Source organism: Streptomyces sp. NBC_01142 (genome assembly GCF_026341125.1).
Lineage (GTDB): Bacteria > Actinomycetota > Actinomycetes > Streptomycetales > Streptomycetaceae > Streptomyces.
In genome coordinates this window covers 398,181-413,961 of record NZ_JAPEOR010000002.1, presented here as the reverse complement: position 1 = coordinate 413,961, position 15,781 = coordinate 398,181, and the positions used below count along the sequence as shown (strand labels likewise).

Here is a 15,781-nt window from a genome sequence, read left to right as displayed (position 1 = left end):
CTCGCCGTCGGCCTTCGCGAAGGAGGCTCGGTGAAACTGGATCACCACAGGAGATCGCCCGCCCTGCTCGCGGCCGGCCGTTCTTGAGATCATGCGACGTGGTCATCATTGACGTCAGCGCCGCCCGCGATGGGCGACAACTCCATGCCGCTCTGAGCCAGGCTCTCGGCTTCCCCGCCTTCTACGGGATGAACTGGGACGCCTTCTGGGATGCGATCACCGGCTTGGTCGTGATGCCGGATCACGTCCGCTTCCTCGGCTGGGACGGTCTGGCTGAGCACCTTCCGCGTGAGGCCGAAGCTCTGCGGGCCTCGCTCGACCGCTACCAACATCAGTACCGCGCACAGTTCGTGGCTGAGTATCGCTGAACACCAGCTGCACGGCGTCGGCCGGCAGGCCGCGCAAATTCCACCCGTGCACCTGGACAGCCAGCGCGACCAGAGCGATCGTGAGACCGGCGGCAGGCTTCGGGGGAGCCGCATCGGCTGCTGCCAAGCCGCGATGATGGCGGGTGCTGGTGGGTAGAACGCTCCGTTACGGATCATGACCCAGGGCGGGTTGATTCGTCGGCGGGCGAGGAAGAGCACGGCTTGCTTGTGGTTCTTGCCTTCTCGGCGCTTGCGCTCGTAGAGGCCCGTGAGGCAGGACATGTTCTGAGGCTGGCCGTCGCGGACATATTGCGCCGCCTGTTGGTGTCTGCCCGGATAAGTGGCCGCCGCGAGCACACGCCCCGTGATTCGTGGGAGGGAACCAGGCCGCTGCTCGGGGAGATTGTTGCGGAGGCCGTGTGGCCCGCGATCGTGAGCCATGAGGACTGACGGGTGCGAAGGATCCTGTCCGACCCGATCCGTCGGGAGAGGGTGGAGGGGACTACGCGGCGCGGCTGTTTGCCCTCCGGTGTGCTGCGATGCGGGAAGCCGAAGGCGGACGGCACGCTATGTGGGTGGCGGATGAACGGCTGTGCAAGGAGCGGAGTTCCTCGCTGCGTGTGCCCCAACACCCCTGGCACGGACGCGTGCGCCGGTACCGCGACCAATGCTCTGGAACTGCCCGACGCCACCCCGGTCCTCCCCACCTTGCGCATCACCACGGCACCGGCCACGAGGTGGAAGGCCAGGGGTCGGCAGTGGCCGTCGGCTGTGAGGTGGATCAGGCGTCTTCGGGATCCAGCTCGAACGTGAAATAGATGCTCAGTACGTAGGGCTCGTCCTCGTCGTGGAAGAAATCCCACGACACGTCTGAGAGGCGGACCCTTTGTTCCCGCACCCACTCATGGGCTTTCCTGAAGGCTTCTGCGGCAGTGGTGGCGGGGAACAGCTTCCTGGCAATGGGATGCACCCCGGTCTCAGCGTCCGAGTCGTCGAAACCCTCCGGAACGTCCAGGCAGAAGTTGGGATCCAGCACCATGGAGTGTGCCCTTTCCGGTCGGTATACCAGTACGAGCCGACAGAGGCTGATCCTCTGAGCACGACGCCCGGTAAGACCGCCGCACACCCGGACGGGTTGCTTCTGTCGACCACGCGGCGGTGCCGCAGCCGGTGGAACGGCCCCGCGCGGGGCGGCCGGCGAGTGCTCAACCTGTCAGGTGTCGAAGCGGTGGCGGGAGGTCTCGATGTGACCGAGGTACTGGTGGGTCCAGTCGCACAGTCCGTCGATCGTCACCCGCAGGGCTTGGCCCGGCTCCGTGAGGGTGTACTCGACCCGCGGCGGTACGACGGGGTGCACCGTCCGCTCGACCAGGCCGTTGCGCTCCAGCATGCGCAGGTTCTGGGTGAGCATCTTGTGGCTGATGCCCTCGATCTCGTTCCGCAGTTCGCCGAAGCGCAGGGTGCGCTCCCCCAGAGCCTCAATGATCAGGAGTGCCCACTTGTTGGCGACGTCCGAGAAGATCTCCCGCGCGAGAGAGTCCGCGCGCCTCAGGTCCGCTTCGTCGGGTGAGCCCGTGAACTGCTTGGTCACCATAAGGTTCCTCAGTCACTGAAAAGTGCGTTCTTCCATGTCAGCGACCACTCTCCTACGGTTCCTGAGTAACCACAAGAGAGCGAATGCGTCGTGGCTGGGTGGAAGCGCGCCCACGCGCTCTCATGACAAGGAGGCAGGCAGCATGGCCATCACTCTGGTAAACCCCAACGGATTGCCGGAAATCGACGCCTACCGGCAGGTGTCGATCGCGACCGGGTCGAAGCTGGTCTTCATCGCCGGGCAGGTCGCCTGGGACGTCGACGGTGTCACGGTCGGCGAAGGCGACCTCGCCGCTCAGGTCGAGCAGTGCTATCTCAACATCGGCATCGCCCTGGCCGAGGCCGGTGGTTCCTTCGACGACGTGGCGAAACTGACCGTCTACGTCGTCGACTGGACCCCCGACAAGATGCCCCGGCTCATGGAAGGGATCGCCCGGGCAACCGCGAAGCTCGGCGTGACCCCGGTCCCGCCGGCCACGCTGCTGGGCGTTGCGGCACTGGACGTACCCGACCATCTGGTGGAGATCGAAGCCACCGCGGTCATCGACTGAGCAGGTCTTCTTCGTCCTGAGCTGTTCTCGACCTCGGGCCTCGGAATGGGTGGGTACGAACTCCGGTCGGCGGCGGGAGAGATGGAGCGGTTCATCCGCTCGCGTCGCTGGTGGAGGTGGCCGGCGCCTTCGGTGGTGCTCGGTCTGCTGAAGCCGTGGCAGGATCCGCGGGCATGAGGATGGAACAAGCGGATCGGCCCGTCGCCCTGGTCAGCGGGTCCACGTCGGGGATCGGGGAGGCCGTCGCGCGGAGGCTGGCGGCGGACGGGATGCGGGTCGTCGTGCACTCGCGGCGCAGTGCGGAGGCCGGGGAGGCGCTGGCGGCGGAGCTCGGCGGGGCGTACGTGCGGGCGGATCTGGCGGTGGAGGAGGAGGCCCGGGGGCTGGTCGAGGCGGCGCTCGGCCGGTACGGGCGGCTGGACGTGCTGGTGAACAACGCGGGCATCAGCCGGCCGATCCCGCATGACGACCTGGCCGCGGCGACACCGGCGGACTGGCGGCAACTGCTGGAGGTCAACCTGATCGCGCCATGGGTGCTGTGCACGGCTGCACTTCCGGCGCTGCGCCAATCCCCCGGGGGCGGCAGCATCGTGAACGTCACCAGTCATGCCGGGGTGCGTCCCAAGGGCTCGTCGGTGCCGTACGCGGCGAGCAAGGCCGCGCTGAATCACGTGACCCGGCTGCTCGCGGCTGCGCTCGGGCCCGAGGTGCGTGTCAACGCGGTCGCGCCGGGGCTGGTGGACACGCCGATGACGAAGGACTGGGCGCAGGCGCACGAGCTGTGGCGGGACCGCGCGCCGATGCGCCGCCCGGCCCAGCCCGCCGACGTGGCCGACCTGGTGGCGGCGCTGATCGCCGGCACCTATCTCACCGGCGAGGTCATCGTGCTCGACGGAGGGCTGAATCTGACCTGAGAAGCCATCCGCTCACAACGAGCCTGTCTGGTCGAGCAAGGTTCCTGAGGCGGGTGGGGGAAAGAACCCCTGGGCACCTGGAACCGCACCATCTGGAACCGCTCCCTCTAGAACCGCTCCACCACCTGGAAGCGCTCCGCCACGACCAGCGTCTCGTCGTCGACCTCGAACTCCGGGTCGCCGAGCGCCTCGCGCATCTCCTCGCTGTGCCAGAACCTCTCGTGCGCCGCGCGCCACCCCGCGACCGACACATGCCCCTCGCCCTCGTCCAGTGCATGCTGCAGATCGACCTCCCCGAGCGGCAGCACCCGTACCTCCGTCAGCTCCACCACCGCCACCTCGTGCCCGTCCGAGTCGATCAGCGCCGATCGCTCGCCGACCGGCGGCAGTTCCTCCTTCTCTGCCTCGTACTCCGCGAGGAGCCCCGTCGTCGAGACCTTCCGCCCGGACAGTACGGCTGCCACCAACCGGTCCCGAAGCGGTCCGGGAAGTGCGAGCAGATACGGCTTGAGCGGTTCACGGTTCTCACGCTTGTCCATGCGCCGAGTGTGACGGAAGTCTGACGTGCGGCCGGTTTTCCTGGCTTCTGAGGCTCCCGAGTGTTCGAATCGAAGGGTGACCACTCACCACCCCGACGCCGAGGGCTCGCCCGTCGGCCGGCGCCTGGTACTCGGCATGCTGGGGCTCGGCGCGGCCGGCGTCGCCACGGCGCCCTATCTGCAGCGCGGGCTCGAATCCTTCCTCGGCGCGGCCGCCGACAAGGACCCGACCGGTCTGTCCGGCCTGCTCCCCAACGGCGGCGGCTTCCGCTACTACTCGGTGGCCTCCTCCGTACCCCGCAAGAGCGGTCAGAACTACCGGCTGACCGTCGACGGGCTGGTCGACCGGCCGACGACGTACACCCTCGACGCGCTGCGCAAGCTGCCGCAGACCCGCGTCGTCCGTGACGTCCAGTGCGTCACCGGCTGGCGGGTCCCCGACACGCCGTTCGCGGGGGTCAAGCTGTCGCTGCTGCTGGACGCCGCGGGTGTACGCGCGCAAGGCAGGGCCATCCGCTTCACCTGCTTCGACGGCACCTACAGCGAGAGCCTCACCCTCCCGCAGGCCCGCCGCGACGATGTGCTGGTCTGTCTGCAGATGCAGGACAAACCACTCAGCCACTCCCACGGCGGTCCGGTCCGGCTGTATGTGGCGCCGATGTACTTCTACAAGTCGGCGAAATGGCTCTCCGGGATCACCGTCACCTCCGACGTCCGGCCCGGCTACTGGGAGGAGCGGGGATATGACGTCGACGCCTGGGTCGGCCGGTCCAACGGCCGCAGCGACACCCCCACCGTCTGAACGGCCCGTGCGGGTACGCCGGTTCAGCCGCGCCGAGCGCTGGGTGCACCGCACCACCGCCGCGCTGATGCTGCTGTGCGTGGTGACCGCCGCCGCTCTGTACGTACCGCAGATCGCCGAACTCGTCGGCCGACGCTATCTGGTGGTCACTGTCCACCAGTGGTCGGGGCTGTTGCTGCCCGTGCCCTTCCTGCTCGGCCTCGCCTCGCGCGCCTTCCGCGCCGATCTGCGCAGGCTCAACCGCTTCGGGCCGCACGACCGGACGTGGCTGCGTGCGGTCCGGCGGCGCGACCACCGGCCCAAGGCGCGTCCGGCGGGCAAGTTCAACGCCGGGCAGAAGGTCTACTCGGCCTGGATCGCGGGCGCGGTGCTGGTGATGCTCGCGACCGGGCTGCTGATGTGGTTCACCTCGCTCACTCCGCTGGTGTGGCGCACCAGCGCCACCTTCGTCCACGACTGGCTGTCGCTGGCCGTCGGCATTGTGCTCTTCGGACACATCGGAATGGCGCTCGCCGACCCGGAGTCACGCAGGGGTATGCGTACCGGGTCGGTCGAGCGCCCGTGGGCGAAGCGGGAGCACCCGCTGTGGCTAGAGGACGAGTGACAGCAGCAGGACGAAGCCGAGTCCGACGACGGAGATGATGGTCTCCATCACCGACCAGGTCTTGATCGTCTGGCCGACGGTCATCCCGAAGTACTCCTTCACCAGCCAGAATCCGGCGTCGTTGACATGGCTGAAGAAGAGGGAGCCCGCGCCGATCGCCAGCACCAGCAGTGCCGACTCCGAGGTCGACATGCCGGCCGCCAGCGGGGCCACCAGACCGGCCGCCGAGATGGTGGCCACGGTCGCCGATCCGGTTGCGAGGCGGATGGCGACGGCGATCAGCCAGGCCAGCAGCAGTGCCGGGATCGACCAGTCCTTGGAGAAGTCCAGGATCATCTGGCCCACGCCGACATCGATCAGCGTCTGCTTGAAGCCGCCGCCCGCGCCGACGATCAGCAGAATGCCCGCGATCGGGACGAGGGACTTCTCGACGGTGGTGGAGAGCCGCTCCTTGGTGAACCCGGCCGCGCGGCCCAGCGTGAACATACCGACGATCACGGCGGCGAGCAGCGCGATGAGCGGTGAGCCGATGACGTCCGTAACGCGCTGGAGGCCGTGCTCGGGGTTGTCCACGACGACGTCGACGAGTGCCTTCACCAGCATCAGTACGACGGGCAGCAGCACGGTGGCCACGGTGGCGCCGAAGCCGGGGCGCCGCTCGAGGTCCTCCGACGGACGCGTGGGGATCATCCGCTCGGGGGCGGGGATGTCCACCCAGCGCGCGGCGTAACGGGAGAAGACCGGCCCCGCGATGATCACGGTCGGAATGGCGACGACGACACCCAGCGCCAGCGTGACACCGAGGTCCGCGCCGATGGCGTCGATCGCCACCAGCGGGCCGGGGTGCGGCGGAATCAGACCGTGCATCACGGAGAGACCGGCCAGGGCCGGGATACCGATCCGCATCAGGGAGTAGTTGCCGCGCTTGGCGACGAGCAGCACCACCGGGATCAGCAGCACGATGCCGACCTCGAAGAAGAGGGGCAGTCCGATCACCGAGGCGATCAGGACCATCGCCCACGGCATCGCGCGGCCGCTCGCCCTGGCGAGGATGGTGTCGACGATCTGGTCCGCACCGCCGGAGTCGGCGAGCAGCTTGCCGAGGATCGCGCCCAGCGCGATCAGTACGCCCACCCCCGCGACCGTCACGCCGAGACCGGTGGTGAAGCTGGTGATGGTCTTGTCCAGCGGTGCGCCCGCGAACGCGCCGAGCGCCAGGGAGCCGATGGTCAGTGCCAGAAACGCGTGGACCTTGAACTTGGTGATGAGCAGGACGATGACGGCTATGCCCGCGAGAACGGCCATGCCCAACTGCGCGTTGCCGGCCGAAGTGATCGTTTCGGTGGCGGCCGCTGCCAGCGTCTCGACGCTGAGACTGGTCACGGTGGCGATTCCTCAGTTCTCGAGCCGGCGCAGCGCGGCGACGGCTCGTTCGGTGATTTCTTCGGGGGTGCCGGACACATCGACGGCGACGCCCGCCTCGTCGTCTCCCAGCGGCTGGAGCGTCGCGAACTGCGAGTCCAGCAGCGCGGTGGGCATGAAGTGCCCGGTGCGCTCCGACATCCGCTGCTCGATGAGCGGGCGGTCGCCGGTGAGGTGGAGGAAGACGGCATCCGGTGCGGCTGCCCGCAGCCGGTCGCGATAGCTCCGCTTGAGCGCGGAGCTGGAGACCACCCCGCCGAGGCCCGCCCGGCCGTGGGCCCACAGCCCGATCGCATCGAGCCACGGCCGGCGGTCCGCGTCGTCCAGCGGGGTGCCGGCCGACATCTTGGCGATGTTCGCCGGGGGGTGGAAGTCGTCGCCCTCGGCGTACGGGACGCCCAGTGCGGCGGCGAGCAGGGGACCGATCGTGGTCTTGCCGGTGCCTGCCACGCCCATCACCACGACGACGTGGGGGGAGCTCATTACGTGCCTCGCTGTCTTCGCTGTCTTCGTCGACATCCGTCCGTCGCGCTACTGAAACCTATTAGGTACGACGTATACAAGACGTCGAGACTCAAACGTCATACTTTTTGTTCTCGAGTGGCGCCCCGTACGCTTGCCCCATGACCACAGAGGGCCAGGGGCTCCATATCCATGTGCTGGACACCCTCGGCCTCGCGATCACCGCGGGCGAGTACCCAACGGGCAGTGTGGTGCGCACCGATGAGGTGGCACAGCGCTTCGACGTCTCGCGCACCGTCGTACGCGAAGTGGTCCGGGTCCTCGAATCGATGCACCTGGTGGAGTCCCGGCGCCGGGTCGGCGTGACCGTACGTCCCACCGAGGAGTGGAACGTCTACGACCCGCGCGTCATCCGCTGGCGCCTGGCCGGCTCCGACCGCCCGCGCCAGCTGCGCTCACTGACCGTGCTGCGCTCCGCGATCGAGCCGGTCGCGGCCGGGCTGGCGGCCCGCAACGCCACCCCCGAGCAGTGCGCCGCACTCACCGAGCAGGCCCTGGGTATGGTCGCCACCTCCCGCGGGCACCAGCTCGAGAAGTATCTGGAGCACGACGTCGCCTTCCACCGGATCGTGCTCAACGCCTCAGGCAACGAAATGTTCGCCCGGCTCGGCGATGTGGTGGCCGAAGTCCTCACCGGCCGTACGCATCACCAGGTGATGTTCGACGACCCCGATCCGGCGGCCGTGACCCTGCATGTCCAGGTGGCCGAGGCGGTCCGCGGGGGCGATGCCGCCCGGGCCGAGGAGATCACGCGTCAGATCGCCGTCGGTGCCCTCGCGGAGCTGGAAGTGCTGGCGCCCTGAGCGTCGGGCCCGCACGGCACTGCGCCGCGCCCTGAGTGTCCGGCCCTCCGGCGTCGCGCGCCGCTGAGCCTCCCGCGCCGCGCCCCTGAGAGCGTGTCTGAGATCGGGTTACGGGGTGATTTTCCGTAGTGGTCGGGGTCCTTGGCGGGTGGCGGGTCGGCCTCGGGTGAGTCGGCGGAGTATCAGGTCGGTCATGGCCCAGCGGATCATGGTTTCGGAGTGGGCCGGGTTGCGTTCGTAGTCGCAGGCCAGGCGGCGGCGTGTGGTGATCCAGGCGAACGTGCGCTCCACCGCCCAGCGCTTCGGCTGGACCTTGAAGCCGCGCTGTCCGGGGTCCTTGCGGACGATCTCCAGCGTGCGGTGCAAGACGGCAGAGGACCACTCGACGAGTCGGCCGGCGAAGCCCTGGTCGGCCCAGATCTTCTCGATGGTTGGGTGGTCCAGGCGGGTCCACAGCAGGGAGCGCTTGGCTCCGTCGCGGTCCTGGACGCTTGCGGCCAGCACGTGCACGGCCAGGAGGAGGCCGAGGGTGTCGGTGACGATGAACCGTTTGCGGCCCTTGGTCTTCTTGCCCGCGTCGAAGCCGCTGGTGGACTTCGGCACCGTGTCGGCCGCCCGCACGGACTGCGAGTCGACCAGGCCCGCGGACGGCTCAGCGGAACGGCCGTCGGCCTCGCGGACCTTGACCCGCAGCGCGTCGTGGACGCGCTCCACGGTGCCGTCGTCGTGCCACCAGGTGAAGTACCAGTACACCGTCTGGAAGGGCGGGAAATCCTTGGGCAGATACCGCCACTGGCACCCGGTCCGCGCCAAGTACAAGATCGCGTCCACGATCCGCCGACGCGGGTGCTTCTCCCGCCGCCCGCCCTTGCGACCCGTCCTTGGAGCAGGCAGCAACGGCTCAATCAACGCCCACTGTTCATCCGTCAGATCAGACGGGTAACCATCCCCAGCAGCACTCACACACCACTCAACGAGTCACCCATACAGCCGATACGGCGGATCTCAGACACGCTCTGAGTGTCCGGCCCTCCGGCGTTCGCGCGCCCCTGAGCCTCCCCCACCGCGTCCCCTGAGCCTTCAGCCCTCCGGCGTCCGCACCTCCGGCACCCCTCGCGGTGAGATATCCGACACCTCCCGAACTGTCCGCTCCGGCAGGTCGGTCCCCCTCCGGTACCCCCGGGCGCCTGAGGACTCGGCACCCTTGCTTTACTGCACCGTAACCTCTGAAACACCTCAGATCTATCGCTGCGTGACGTGGGCCACTGCCAAAATCCCAGGGTTGCCTGAATATGTGCCGTCGGGCCATGCCACGGTGACCACCCCCTCACCGGCTAAGGCCGGGACCGCCCATCCTCCCCTCACGAAGGCGAACCCCTCCATGAGTGACCGCACCACTGCGGCCGAAACGCTCGCCGCCGGGGCACCGGCGAAGAGCTCCCCCCACGTGGACGCCGGCGACGCCGGTTACAGCAAGGACCTCAAGTCCCGCCACATCAACATGATCGCGATCGGCGGCGCGATAGGCACCGGCCTGTTCCTCGGCGCGGGCGGCCGGATGGCCGGCGCGGGCCCCTCCCTCGCCGTCGCCTACGCGGTCTGCGGTGTCTTCGCCTTCTTCGTCGTCCGCGCGCTCGGCGAGCTGGTCCTGTACCGCCCGTCCTCCGGTGCCTTCGTCTCGTACGCCCGTGAGTTCATGGGCGAGAAGGGCGCCTTCGCGGCCGGCTGGCTCTACTTCCTCAACTGGTCGACCACCGCGATCGCCGACATCACCGCGGCAGCCGTCTACGCCCACTTCTGGGCCATGTTCAGCGACATCCCGCAGTGGATCCTCGCGCTGATCGCCCTCGCGGTCGTCCTGACCGCCAACCTCATCTCGGTGAAGTACTTCGGCGAGATGGAGTTCTGGTTCGCGATCGTCAAGGTCGCCGCGCTGGTCGCCTTCATGCTGGTCGGCATCTACCTGGTGGTCACGCAGACCCCGGTCGACGGTCACACCCCCGGCTTCTCCACCATCACCGACAACGGCGGCATCTTCCCGGTGGGCATGCTGCCGATGCTGCTGGTGATCCAGGGCGTCGTCTTCGCGTACGCCTCCGTCGAGCTGTGCGGCGTCGCCGCCGGTGAGACCGAGAACCCCGAGAAGATCATGCCCAAGGCGATCAACTCGATCATGTGGCGCGTGGGTCTGTTCTACGTCGGCTCGGTCGTGCTGCTCGCGCTGATCCTTCCGTACACGGCGTACTCCGGCGATCAGAGCCCCTTCGTCACCGTGATGGAGAAGCTCGGTATCCCGGGCACGGCCGGCGTGATGAACCTCGTGGTGCTGACCGCTGCGCTCTCCAGCCTCAACTCCGGCCTGTACTCCACCGGACGCATCCTGCGCTCCATGGCGCTCTCGGGCTCCGCACCCAAGTTCACCGGCAAGATGAACAAGGGCCAGGTGCCCTACGGCGGCATCCTGCTGACCGCCGGCTTCGGTGTGATCGGCGTCGGGCTCAACTTCCTGATGCCCGGCGAGGCCTTCGAGATCGTCCTCAACTTCGCCTCGATCGGCATCCTCGGCACCTGGGGCATGATCATGCTCTGCTCGCTGCTGTTCTGGCACCGCTCGCAGGACGGGCGGGTCACCCGCCCCTCCTACCGGCTGCCCTGGGCGCCGTACACCCAGATCGTCACGCTGGTCTTCCTCGCCAGCGTGGTGGTCCTGATGTGGTGGGGCGGCGGCGTGGGCCGTACGACCGTGATGTGTCTGCCGCTGATCGCGGCGGCGCTGGTCATCGGCTGGTTCACCGTCCGCCGCCGGGTGAGCGAGATCGCCGCGGAGCGCCAGGACGCCTGATACGTTGCCGGGTTTCCTTGCCTGATTCCTTGCCGGAATCCTGATGACGACAGCGGCCCCCGCGGGAGAAATCCCGCGGGGGCCGCTGCCGTCACCCCGCCCAGCCTCGGTCACGGCGGTCACGGCGGTCACGGCTCTGGCCGGCGCGGCTGCGCCCAGCGAGTGGCGTACAAACCCGCCATCGCGGGGCGCCGCCGTGACAGGCCATAGTGGTGGTCGACTTCATGTACGAGGAAGGGCAGGTTCTGCGATGTCGCAGCAGGTGCAAGGCGTGGTCGCGCCGGGGAAGAACGAGCCGGTACGAGTCGAGACGATCATCATCCCCGATCCCGGCCCGGGTGAGGCCGTGGTGAAGGTGCAGGCCTGCGGGGTCTGTCACACCGATCTGCACTACAAGCAGGGCGCGATCAACGACGACTTCCCCTTCCTCCTCGGCCATGAGGCCGCAGGCGTGGTGGAGTCGGTCGGCGACGGCGTCACGAATGTCGCGCCCGGAGATTTTGTCGTACTCAACTGGCGTGCGGTGTGCGGAAGTTGCCGGGCGTGTCTGCGCGGCCGTCCGCAGTACTGCTTCGACACCCACAACGCGAAGCAGAAGATGACGCTGACCGGGGGGACGGAGCTTTCCCCGGCGCTCGGCATCGGGGCCTTCGCCGAGAAGACCCTGGTCGCGGCCGGCCAGTGCACCAAGGTCGATCCCGCCGTCTCCCCGGCAGTCGCGGGCCTGCTCGGCTGCGGCGTGATGGCCGGCATCGGCGCCGCCATCAACACCGGCCAGGTCGGCCGCGGCGACAGTGTCGCCGTCATCGGCTGCGGAGGCGTGGGCGACGCGGCAGTCGTCGGCGCGCGCCTGGCCGGCGCGGCCCGGATCATCGCCGTCGACATCGACGACCGCAAGCTCGAGACGGCGAAGAAGATGGGCGCCACCCATACCGTGAACTCCCGCTCCACCGACCCCGTCGAGGCGATCCGCGAGCTCACCGGTGGCTTCGGCGCGGATGTCGTCATCGAGGCCGTAGGCCACCCGGAGACGTACCGGCAGGCCTTCTACGCCCGCGACCTGGCCGGCACGGTCGTCCTCGTCGGCGTGCCCACGCCCGAGATGAAGCTGGAGCTGCCGCTCCTGGATGTCTTCGGCCGCGGCGGTGCCCTCAAGTCGTCCTGGTACGGCGACTGTCTGCCCTCCCGCGACTTCCCGATGCTCATCGATCTGCACCAGCAGGGCCGTATCGACCTCAGTGCGTTCGTCACCGAGACCATCGGACTCGGCGACGTGGAGAAGGCCTTCGCCCGGATGCACGAGGGCGACGTACTGCGTTCGGTGGTGGAGTTCTGATGAACCCCCCGAACAGCGGGATCGACCATCTGGTCACCTCCGGCACCTTCTCCCTCGACGGCGGCACCTGGGACGTCGACAACAACGTCTGGATCGTCGGAGACGAGCGGGAGGCGATCGTCATCGACGCCGCTCACGACGCCCCCGCCATCCTCGATGCGCTCGACGGCCGTACGCTGCGCGCCATCGTCTGCACCCACGCGCACAACGACCACATCGATGCCGCCCCCGCGCTCGCCGACGCCACCGGCGCGCCCATCCTGCTTCATCCCGACGATCTGCCGCTGTGGAAGCAGACGCACCCCGACCGCGCCCCCGACGGCGCACTGGCCGACGGTCAGACCCTCACCGCCGGCGGCGTGACGCTCACCGTGCTGCACACCCCGGGCCATGCCCCGGGCGCCGTCTGTCTGTACGCCCCCGAGCTGTCGACGGTCTTCACCGGCGACACCCTCTTCCAGGGCGGCCCGGGCGCCACCGGCCGGTCCTTCTCGCACTTCCCGACGATCATCGACTCGATCCGGGACCGGCTGTTCACGCTGCCGCCGCAGACAGTCGTGCGTACGGGTCACGGCGACTCGACCGTCATCGGCGACGAGGCGCCCCACCTGGAGGAGTGGATTGCCTCCCCTTAGTGGCCTGCCGTGGGACGGGACCACCGGGCCAGCCGCAGCCGGCTCTCGAAGCGGAACGGCTCTCCTGTCACCGGATCGGTGAACTCCAGTACCTTCGCCAGGAGTTGAAGCGGACGGGAGAAGTCGTCGGGCTCCGGCTCCCGGACGAGAGGATAGAGCGGGTCGTCCAGGATCGGCAGCCCCAGGCTGTTCATATGGACCCGCAGCTGATGGGTGCGGCCGGTGGCCGGCAGCAGCCGGTACCGGCCGAGCCCGGCGCGGTGCTCCAGCAGCTCGATCCGGCTCTCGCTGTTCGGTTCGCCCGGCTCCTCGCGGGCGGCCAGCACCCCGCGCTCCTTCACGATCCGGCTGCGTACGGTGCGGGGCAGCGCCACCGCCGGGTCGTACGGGGCCACCGCCTCGTACTCCTTGCGCACCTGCCGCTCCTGGAACAGCGACTGATAGGCGCCCCGGTCCCCGGGCCGTACGACGAAGAGCGTGAGCCCGGCCGTCAGCCGGTCGAGCCGGTGTGCGGGCTGCAGCTGAGGCAGCGCAAGATCGCGACGCAGCCGGGCCAGCGCCGTCTCGGTGATGTGCCCGCCGCGCGGAGTGGTGGCCAGGAAGTGCGGCTTGTCGGCGATCACCACGCGCTCGTCCCGGTACACGATCCGCACCTCGAAGGGGACCGGTGCCTCGGGGGCGAAGTCCCGGTGGAACCAGAGGTAGCGCCCTTCGGCGTACGGCTCGTCGGCGCCGACCGGCCCGTTCGCGCCGACAATGCGCCCCTCCCGGAACATGGCGTCGACCTGCTCGGTCCCGATCGCATCGGCGTACCGCGCGGCGACATGGTCGCCCACCGTCGCCCAGGCGCCGTCCGGGTCGGCGGGCAGCCGCAGCCGCACCGGGTCGATCCCGTCGCGCTGGGGGAGCGGCGCGGGCGGGGCTTTGTGTCTGCGTCTCACCGACCTGACTGTATGCGCACCGCGTCGGAGGTCTGCGGAACCCCGGCCCCGCCCCCGGTCCCGGGGCCGACATCGTGCCGGAGCAGCAGCGCGATCGAGGGGAGGGGGAACAGCAGCAGGAAAAGGTTGGGAATCCACCAGGTCGGGGACCAGTCACCGCGCAGCGCCCAGAAGACGACCGCCTGCAGTCCTGCGGTGCTGGTCAGCGTCAGGGAGATGAGCATCAGCGGCCGCCAGAGGGGACGGTGACGGGCAAGCCGGCGCGTGCAGCGCCCGCGCACGAGGACAAGCGCGGCGAGCCCGGTCGCGCTGGCGGCCACGTCCAGCGGCAGGAACGAGTAGTTCCAGTCACTCATCACCGGGTCGTCGTAGTCCTTGTACGCGTACGCGGGCGGAATGAGGACGAGGAGCGAGGCCGTCCAGTAGAGGAGGAAGGTGACGTCGGTCGCCAGCATCGCCGCCTTGACCAGCCGGAAGCCACGCTGCGTCGGGACACGGCTCTTCATCAGTGCTCCATTCCGCCGCCCAGATACATCACGGCGACACCGAGGACGACGAGGGCGATACCCACGACCGTCGCCGCCCGTACCGGTTCGTCGAACAGGAGGACTCCGCCGAGGAAGGCGCCGACCGTCCCCACTCCCGACCACACGGCATACACCGGGCCGACGTTCAGGGTCTTGAGCGCCTGCGCGAGCAGGACGAACGCCGTCCCGTAGCCGATGACCACCAGGGCGGTCGGGCCGAGGCGGCTCAGTCCGTGCGAGGCCCGCAGCGCCAGGGTGGCGATCACCTCCGAGAGGATCGCGCCCGCGACCAGGACGATGCCCATCAGCTCGACTCCCGTTCCTGGTCGATGAGTTCACTCACCAGCCGGCGCAGCTGCACATGGGCGTCGCCCCGGGGTGCGGCGAGCCCGAGCAGGCGCGCCGTCCACCAGCCGTCGACCGCCATCCGGACCAGAGAGCTGACGCCGGGCGGCAGCCCGTCCGCGTCGAGGCGCTCCTGCCATGTGCGGTAGTGGCGCTGGAGCACATCGAGCACCTCGGGACCGCCGGCTGCCGCGAGCAGGGCGACCGGCACCTCGTTGCGAGGGTCGTCACCGTCCTCGGGGGACTCCGGCGGGACAGAGGCGTCGAGCCAGGCCATGGTGTACGAGCCGGCCGGCGCGTCCGGTCCGGGCAGGACCGCCTCGAACCGCTCGACCAGGCGCTGGACCACGCCCTCCACCAGGGCGCGTTTGCTGGGGAAGTGATGGAGCAGGCCGCCCTTGCTCACCCCGGCCTCCGATGCCACGGCGTCCAGCCGGACGGCGTCCACGCCGCCCTTCACCAGGAGCCGTTCCACCGCGTCGAGGAGCCGATCGCGCACCTGTCCCACCCGTCTTCCGGTACCGCTTCACAGGACCGACCGTCTGGACGGTCGAATGCAGCGTAGCATCTTGTACGGACGGCGTGTTCGACCGGCGCGGGGGCGCACTCACGGAAAGCGGAATTGTTAAATCCAGGTGGATTGGCGGGGCGCTGTCAAGAGTTGGTTGACATGAATGGCCGGATATGGTTACGGTCCATTCGCTGAATTAGTTACTGCCCTTGAGGCGGTTCCACGGCTTGTCGATCGGGGGACTTGAATGGCGAAGAAACCGAGAACTTAGATTCCGCACCCGACTTTCGGCGGGCCGCAGGGAGTGCCGTAACGCGCCCCTCGGCCCGCCCCCGGGTGCTTCTTGCAGCCCTGTACCGGAGCGGTCGCCAACGACCTGCGGACAGGCCTGCCCAGGTCAACGGCGACCTTGAATCCATCATCATCCTGTGATGTGGGTTCCCTTTCGGTTCACGTGATCACCTTCACCCGCCTCATGTGTGCGGCCATTCCTGCCCGCATGGTCAGCGGTAATGCCAGGTGCTGT

19 protein-coding genes and 1 pseudogene are annotated in these 15,781 nt (G+C 68.8%); 9 read left to right on the top strand and 11 right to left on the bottom strand.

The window, feature by feature from the left end; all coding sequences use genetic code 11:
* The first annotated feature begins 98 nt into the window (after positions 1-98).
* Positions 99-368, top strand: coding sequence for a barstar family protein (locus tag OG883_RS19290; protein ID WP_266542559.1), 270 nt, complete (start codon positions 99-101; stop codon positions 366-368).
* A 144-nt stretch (positions 369-512) separates the two neighbouring features.
* On the opposite strand, the pseudogene OG883_RS19285 reads toward OG883_RS19290, so the two are convergent.
* From OG883_RS19285 to OG883_RS19275, 3 genes and pseudogenes are all read right to left on the bottom strand, one after another.
* Positions 513-676, bottom strand: a pseudogene (locus OG883_RS19285) (IS110 family transposase); the annotation flags it as partial.
* Between the two features lie 473 nt (positions 677-1,149).
* Complete coding sequence (locus OG883_RS19280) at positions 1,150-1,407, bottom strand: hypothetical protein (RefSeq protein ID WP_266542557.1); 258 nt, start codon at positions 1,405-1,407, stop codon at positions 1,150-1,152.
* A 174-nt stretch (positions 1,408-1,581) separates the two neighbouring features.
* Positions 1,582-1,962 (bottom strand): helix-turn-helix domain-containing protein, encoded by a 381-nt coding sequence (locus OG883_RS19275; RefSeq protein ID WP_266542555.1) that lies wholly within the window; start codon positions 1,960-1,962, stop codon positions 1,582-1,584.
* A 142-nt stretch (positions 1,963-2,104) separates the two neighbouring features.
* On the opposite strand from OG883_RS19275, the gene OG883_RS19270 reads away from it, so the two are divergent.
* A complete protein-coding gene (locus OG883_RS19270; RefSeq protein ID WP_266542553.1) occupies positions 2,105-2,512 on the top strand; it encodes a RidA family protein in 408 nt (135 codons plus the stop codon).
* 173 nt (positions 2,513-2,685) lie between these two features.
* Positions 2,686-3,426 carry an SDR family NAD(P)-dependent oxidoreductase gene (locus OG883_RS19265; RefSeq protein ID WP_266542551.1) on the top strand — a complete coding sequence of 247 codons (741 nt, stop codon included), beginning with the start codon at positions 2,686-2,688 and terminating at the stop codon, positions 3,424-3,426.
* 107 nt (positions 3,427-3,533) lie between these two features.
* On the opposite strand, the gene OG883_RS19260 is transcribed toward OG883_RS19265, so the two are convergent.
* Positions 3,534-3,965 (bottom strand): ASCH domain-containing protein, encoded by a 432-nt coding sequence (locus OG883_RS19260; protein ID WP_266542549.1) that lies wholly within the window; start codon positions 3,963-3,965, stop codon positions 3,534-3,536.
* A 136-nt stretch (positions 3,966-4,101) separates the two neighbouring features.
* Between OG883_RS19260 and OG883_RS19255 the strand changes: the two genes are divergently transcribed.
* Complete coding sequence (locus tag OG883_RS19255) at positions 4,102-4,767, top strand: molybdopterin-dependent oxidoreductase (protein WP_266549202.1); 666 nt, start codon at positions 4,102-4,104, stop codon at positions 4,765-4,767.
* Positions 4,709-5,371: a cytochrome b/b6 domain-containing protein gene (locus OG883_RS19250; protein WP_266542547.1), complete on the top strand. Its 663-nt coding sequence runs from the start codon at positions 4,709-4,711 to the stop codon at positions 5,369-5,371. Before OG883_RS19255 ends, OG883_RS19250 begins: the two co-directional genes overlap by 59 nt.
* On the opposite strand, the gene OG883_RS19245 is transcribed toward OG883_RS19250, so the two are convergent.
* Together OG883_RS19245 and OG883_RS19240 are read right to left on the bottom strand one after the other, a co-directional pair.
* The gene (locus OG883_RS19245) at positions 5,357-6,754 is read right to left on the bottom strand and encodes a gluconate:H+ symporter (protein ID WP_266542545.1); all 1,398 of its coding nucleotides are present in this window, start codon (positions 6,752-6,754) and stop codon (positions 5,357-5,359) included. The two genes, OG883_RS19250 and OG883_RS19245, sit on opposite strands and share 15 nt — an antisense overlap.
* Positions 6,755-6,766: 12 nt before the next feature.
* The gene (locus OG883_RS19240) at positions 6,767-7,276 is read right to left on the bottom strand and encodes a gluconokinase (RefSeq protein ID WP_266542543.1); all 510 of its coding nucleotides are present in this window, start codon (positions 7,274-7,276) and stop codon (positions 6,767-6,769) included.
* Between the two features lie 140 nt (positions 7,277-7,416).
* Between OG883_RS19240 and OG883_RS19235 the strand changes: the two genes are divergently transcribed.
* A complete protein-coding gene (locus OG883_RS19235; RefSeq protein WP_266542541.1) occupies positions 7,417-8,118 on the top strand; it encodes a FadR/GntR family transcriptional regulator in 702 nt (233 codons plus the stop codon).
* A gap of 108 nt (positions 8,119-8,226) precedes the next feature.
* Here the strand turns inward: OG883_RS19235 and OG883_RS19230 are convergent, their stop codons facing one another.
* Positions 8,227-9,081 (bottom strand): IS5 family transposase, encoded by an 855-nt coding sequence (locus OG883_RS19230; RefSeq protein WP_266537907.1) that lies wholly within the window; start codon positions 9,079-9,081, stop codon positions 8,227-8,229.
* A gap of 418 nt (positions 9,082-9,499) precedes the next feature.
* Here OG883_RS19230 and OG883_RS19225 point away from each other — a divergent pair, with 418 nt between their 5' ends.
* The 3 genes from OG883_RS19225 to OG883_RS19215 all read left to right on the top strand — a co-directional run bounded on the left by OG883_RS19225 (position 9,500) and on the right by OG883_RS19215 (position 12,931).
* Complete coding sequence (locus OG883_RS19225; protein ID WP_266542538.1) at positions 9,500-10,960, top strand: amino acid permease; 1,461 nt, start codon at positions 9,500-9,502, stop codon at positions 10,958-10,960.
* A gap of 250 nt (positions 10,961-11,210) precedes the next feature.
* A complete protein-coding gene (locus tag OG883_RS19220; protein ID WP_266542536.1) occupies positions 11,211-12,296 on the top strand; it encodes an S-(hydroxymethyl)mycothiol dehydrogenase in 1,086 nt (361 codons plus the stop codon).
* Positions 12,296-12,931: an MBL fold metallo-hydrolase gene (locus OG883_RS19215; protein ID WP_266542534.1), complete on the top strand. Its 636-nt coding sequence runs from the start codon at positions 12,296-12,298 to the stop codon at positions 12,929-12,931. Before OG883_RS19220 ends, OG883_RS19215 begins: the two co-directional genes overlap by 1 nt.
* Here OG883_RS19215 and OG883_RS19210 read toward each other — a convergent pair.
* From OG883_RS19210 to OG883_RS19195, 4 genes are read right to left on the bottom strand one after another with little or no spacing between them, the layout of a single operon-like run.
* On the bottom strand, positions 12,928-13,872 hold the full coding sequence (locus tag OG883_RS19210; protein WP_266542532.1) for a pseudouridine synthase: 945 nt from the start codon (positions 13,870-13,872) through the stop codon (positions 12,928-12,930). The genes OG883_RS19215 and OG883_RS19210 overlap by 4 nt on opposite strands.
* Positions 13,869-14,378 carry a DUF5360 family protein gene (locus tag OG883_RS19205; protein ID WP_266542530.1) on the bottom strand — a complete coding sequence of 170 codons (510 nt, stop codon included), beginning with the start codon at positions 14,376-14,378 and terminating at the stop codon, positions 13,869-13,871. Before OG883_RS19205 ends, OG883_RS19210 begins: the two co-directional genes overlap by 4 nt.
* Positions 14,378-14,704, bottom strand: a complete 327-nt coding sequence (locus tag OG883_RS19200) for a multidrug efflux SMR transporter (RefSeq protein ID WP_266542528.1) — start codon at positions 14,702-14,704, stop codon at positions 14,378-14,380. Before OG883_RS19200 ends, OG883_RS19205 begins: the two co-directional genes overlap by 1 nt.
* Positions 14,704-15,243 carry a TetR/AcrR family transcriptional regulator gene (locus OG883_RS19195; protein ID WP_266542527.1) on the bottom strand — a complete coding sequence of 180 codons (540 nt, stop codon included), beginning with the start codon at positions 15,241-15,243 and terminating at the stop codon, positions 14,704-14,706. The genes OG883_RS19200 and OG883_RS19195 overlap by 1 nt, the downstream gene beginning before the upstream one ends.
* Positions 15,244-15,781 lie beyond the last annotated feature (538 nt).

Bases quoted from the DNA above. Each gene is read 5' to 3' on its own strand.
- OG883_RS19270 (WP_266542553.1), top strand. From the start codon at position 2,105: ATGGCCATCACTCTGGTAAACCCCAACGGATTGCCGGAAATCGACGCC.
- OG883_RS19255 (WP_266549202.1), top strand. From the start codon at position 4,102: ATGCTGGGGCTCGGCGCGGCCGGCGTCGCCACGGCGCCCTATCTGCAG.
- OG883_RS19280 (WP_266542557.1), bottom strand. From the start codon at position 1,407: ATGGTGCTGGATCCCAACTTCTGCCTGGACGTTCCGGAGGGTTTCGAC.
- OG883_RS19250 (WP_266542547.1), top strand. From the start codon at position 4,709: ATGACGTCGACGCCTGGGTCGGCCGGTCCAACGGCCGCAGCGACACCC.
- OG883_RS19215 (WP_266542534.1), top strand. From the start codon at position 12,296: ATGAACCCCCCGAACAGCGGGATCGACCATCTGGTCACCTCCGGCACC.
- OG883_RS19275 (WP_266542555.1), bottom strand. From the start codon at position 1,962: ATGGTGACCAAGCAGTTCACGGGCTCACCCGACGAAGCGGACCTGAGG.
- OG883_RS19200 (WP_266542528.1), bottom strand. From the start codon at position 14,704: ATGGGCATCGTCCTGGTCGCGGGCGCGATCCTCTCGGAGGTGATCGCC.
- OG883_RS19220 (WP_266542536.1), top strand. From the start codon at position 11,211: ATGTCGCAGCAGGTGCAAGGCGTGGTCGCGCCGGGGAAGAACGAGCCG.
- OG883_RS19240 (WP_266542543.1), bottom strand. From the start codon at position 7,276: ATGAGCTCCCCCCACGTCGTCGTGGTGATGGGCGTGGCAGGCACCGGC.
- OG883_RS19235 (WP_266542541.1), top strand. From the start codon at position 7,417: ATGACCACAGAGGGCCAGGGGCTCCATATCCATGTGCTGGACACCCTC.
- OG883_RS19225 (WP_266542538.1), top strand. From the start codon at position 9,500: ATGAGTGACCGCACCACTGCGGCCGAAACGCTCGCCGCCGGGGCACCG.
- OG883_RS19265 (WP_266542551.1), top strand. From the start codon at position 2,686: ATGAGGATGGAACAAGCGGATCGGCCCGTCGCCCTGGTCAGCGGGTCC.
- OG883_RS19205 (WP_266542530.1), bottom strand. From the start codon at position 14,378: ATGAAGAGCCGTGTCCCGACGCAGCGTGGCTTCCGGCTGGTCAAGGCG.
- OG883_RS19260 (WP_266542549.1), bottom strand. From the start codon at position 3,965: ATGGACAAGCGTGAGAACCGTGAACCGCTCAAGCCGTATCTGCTCGCA.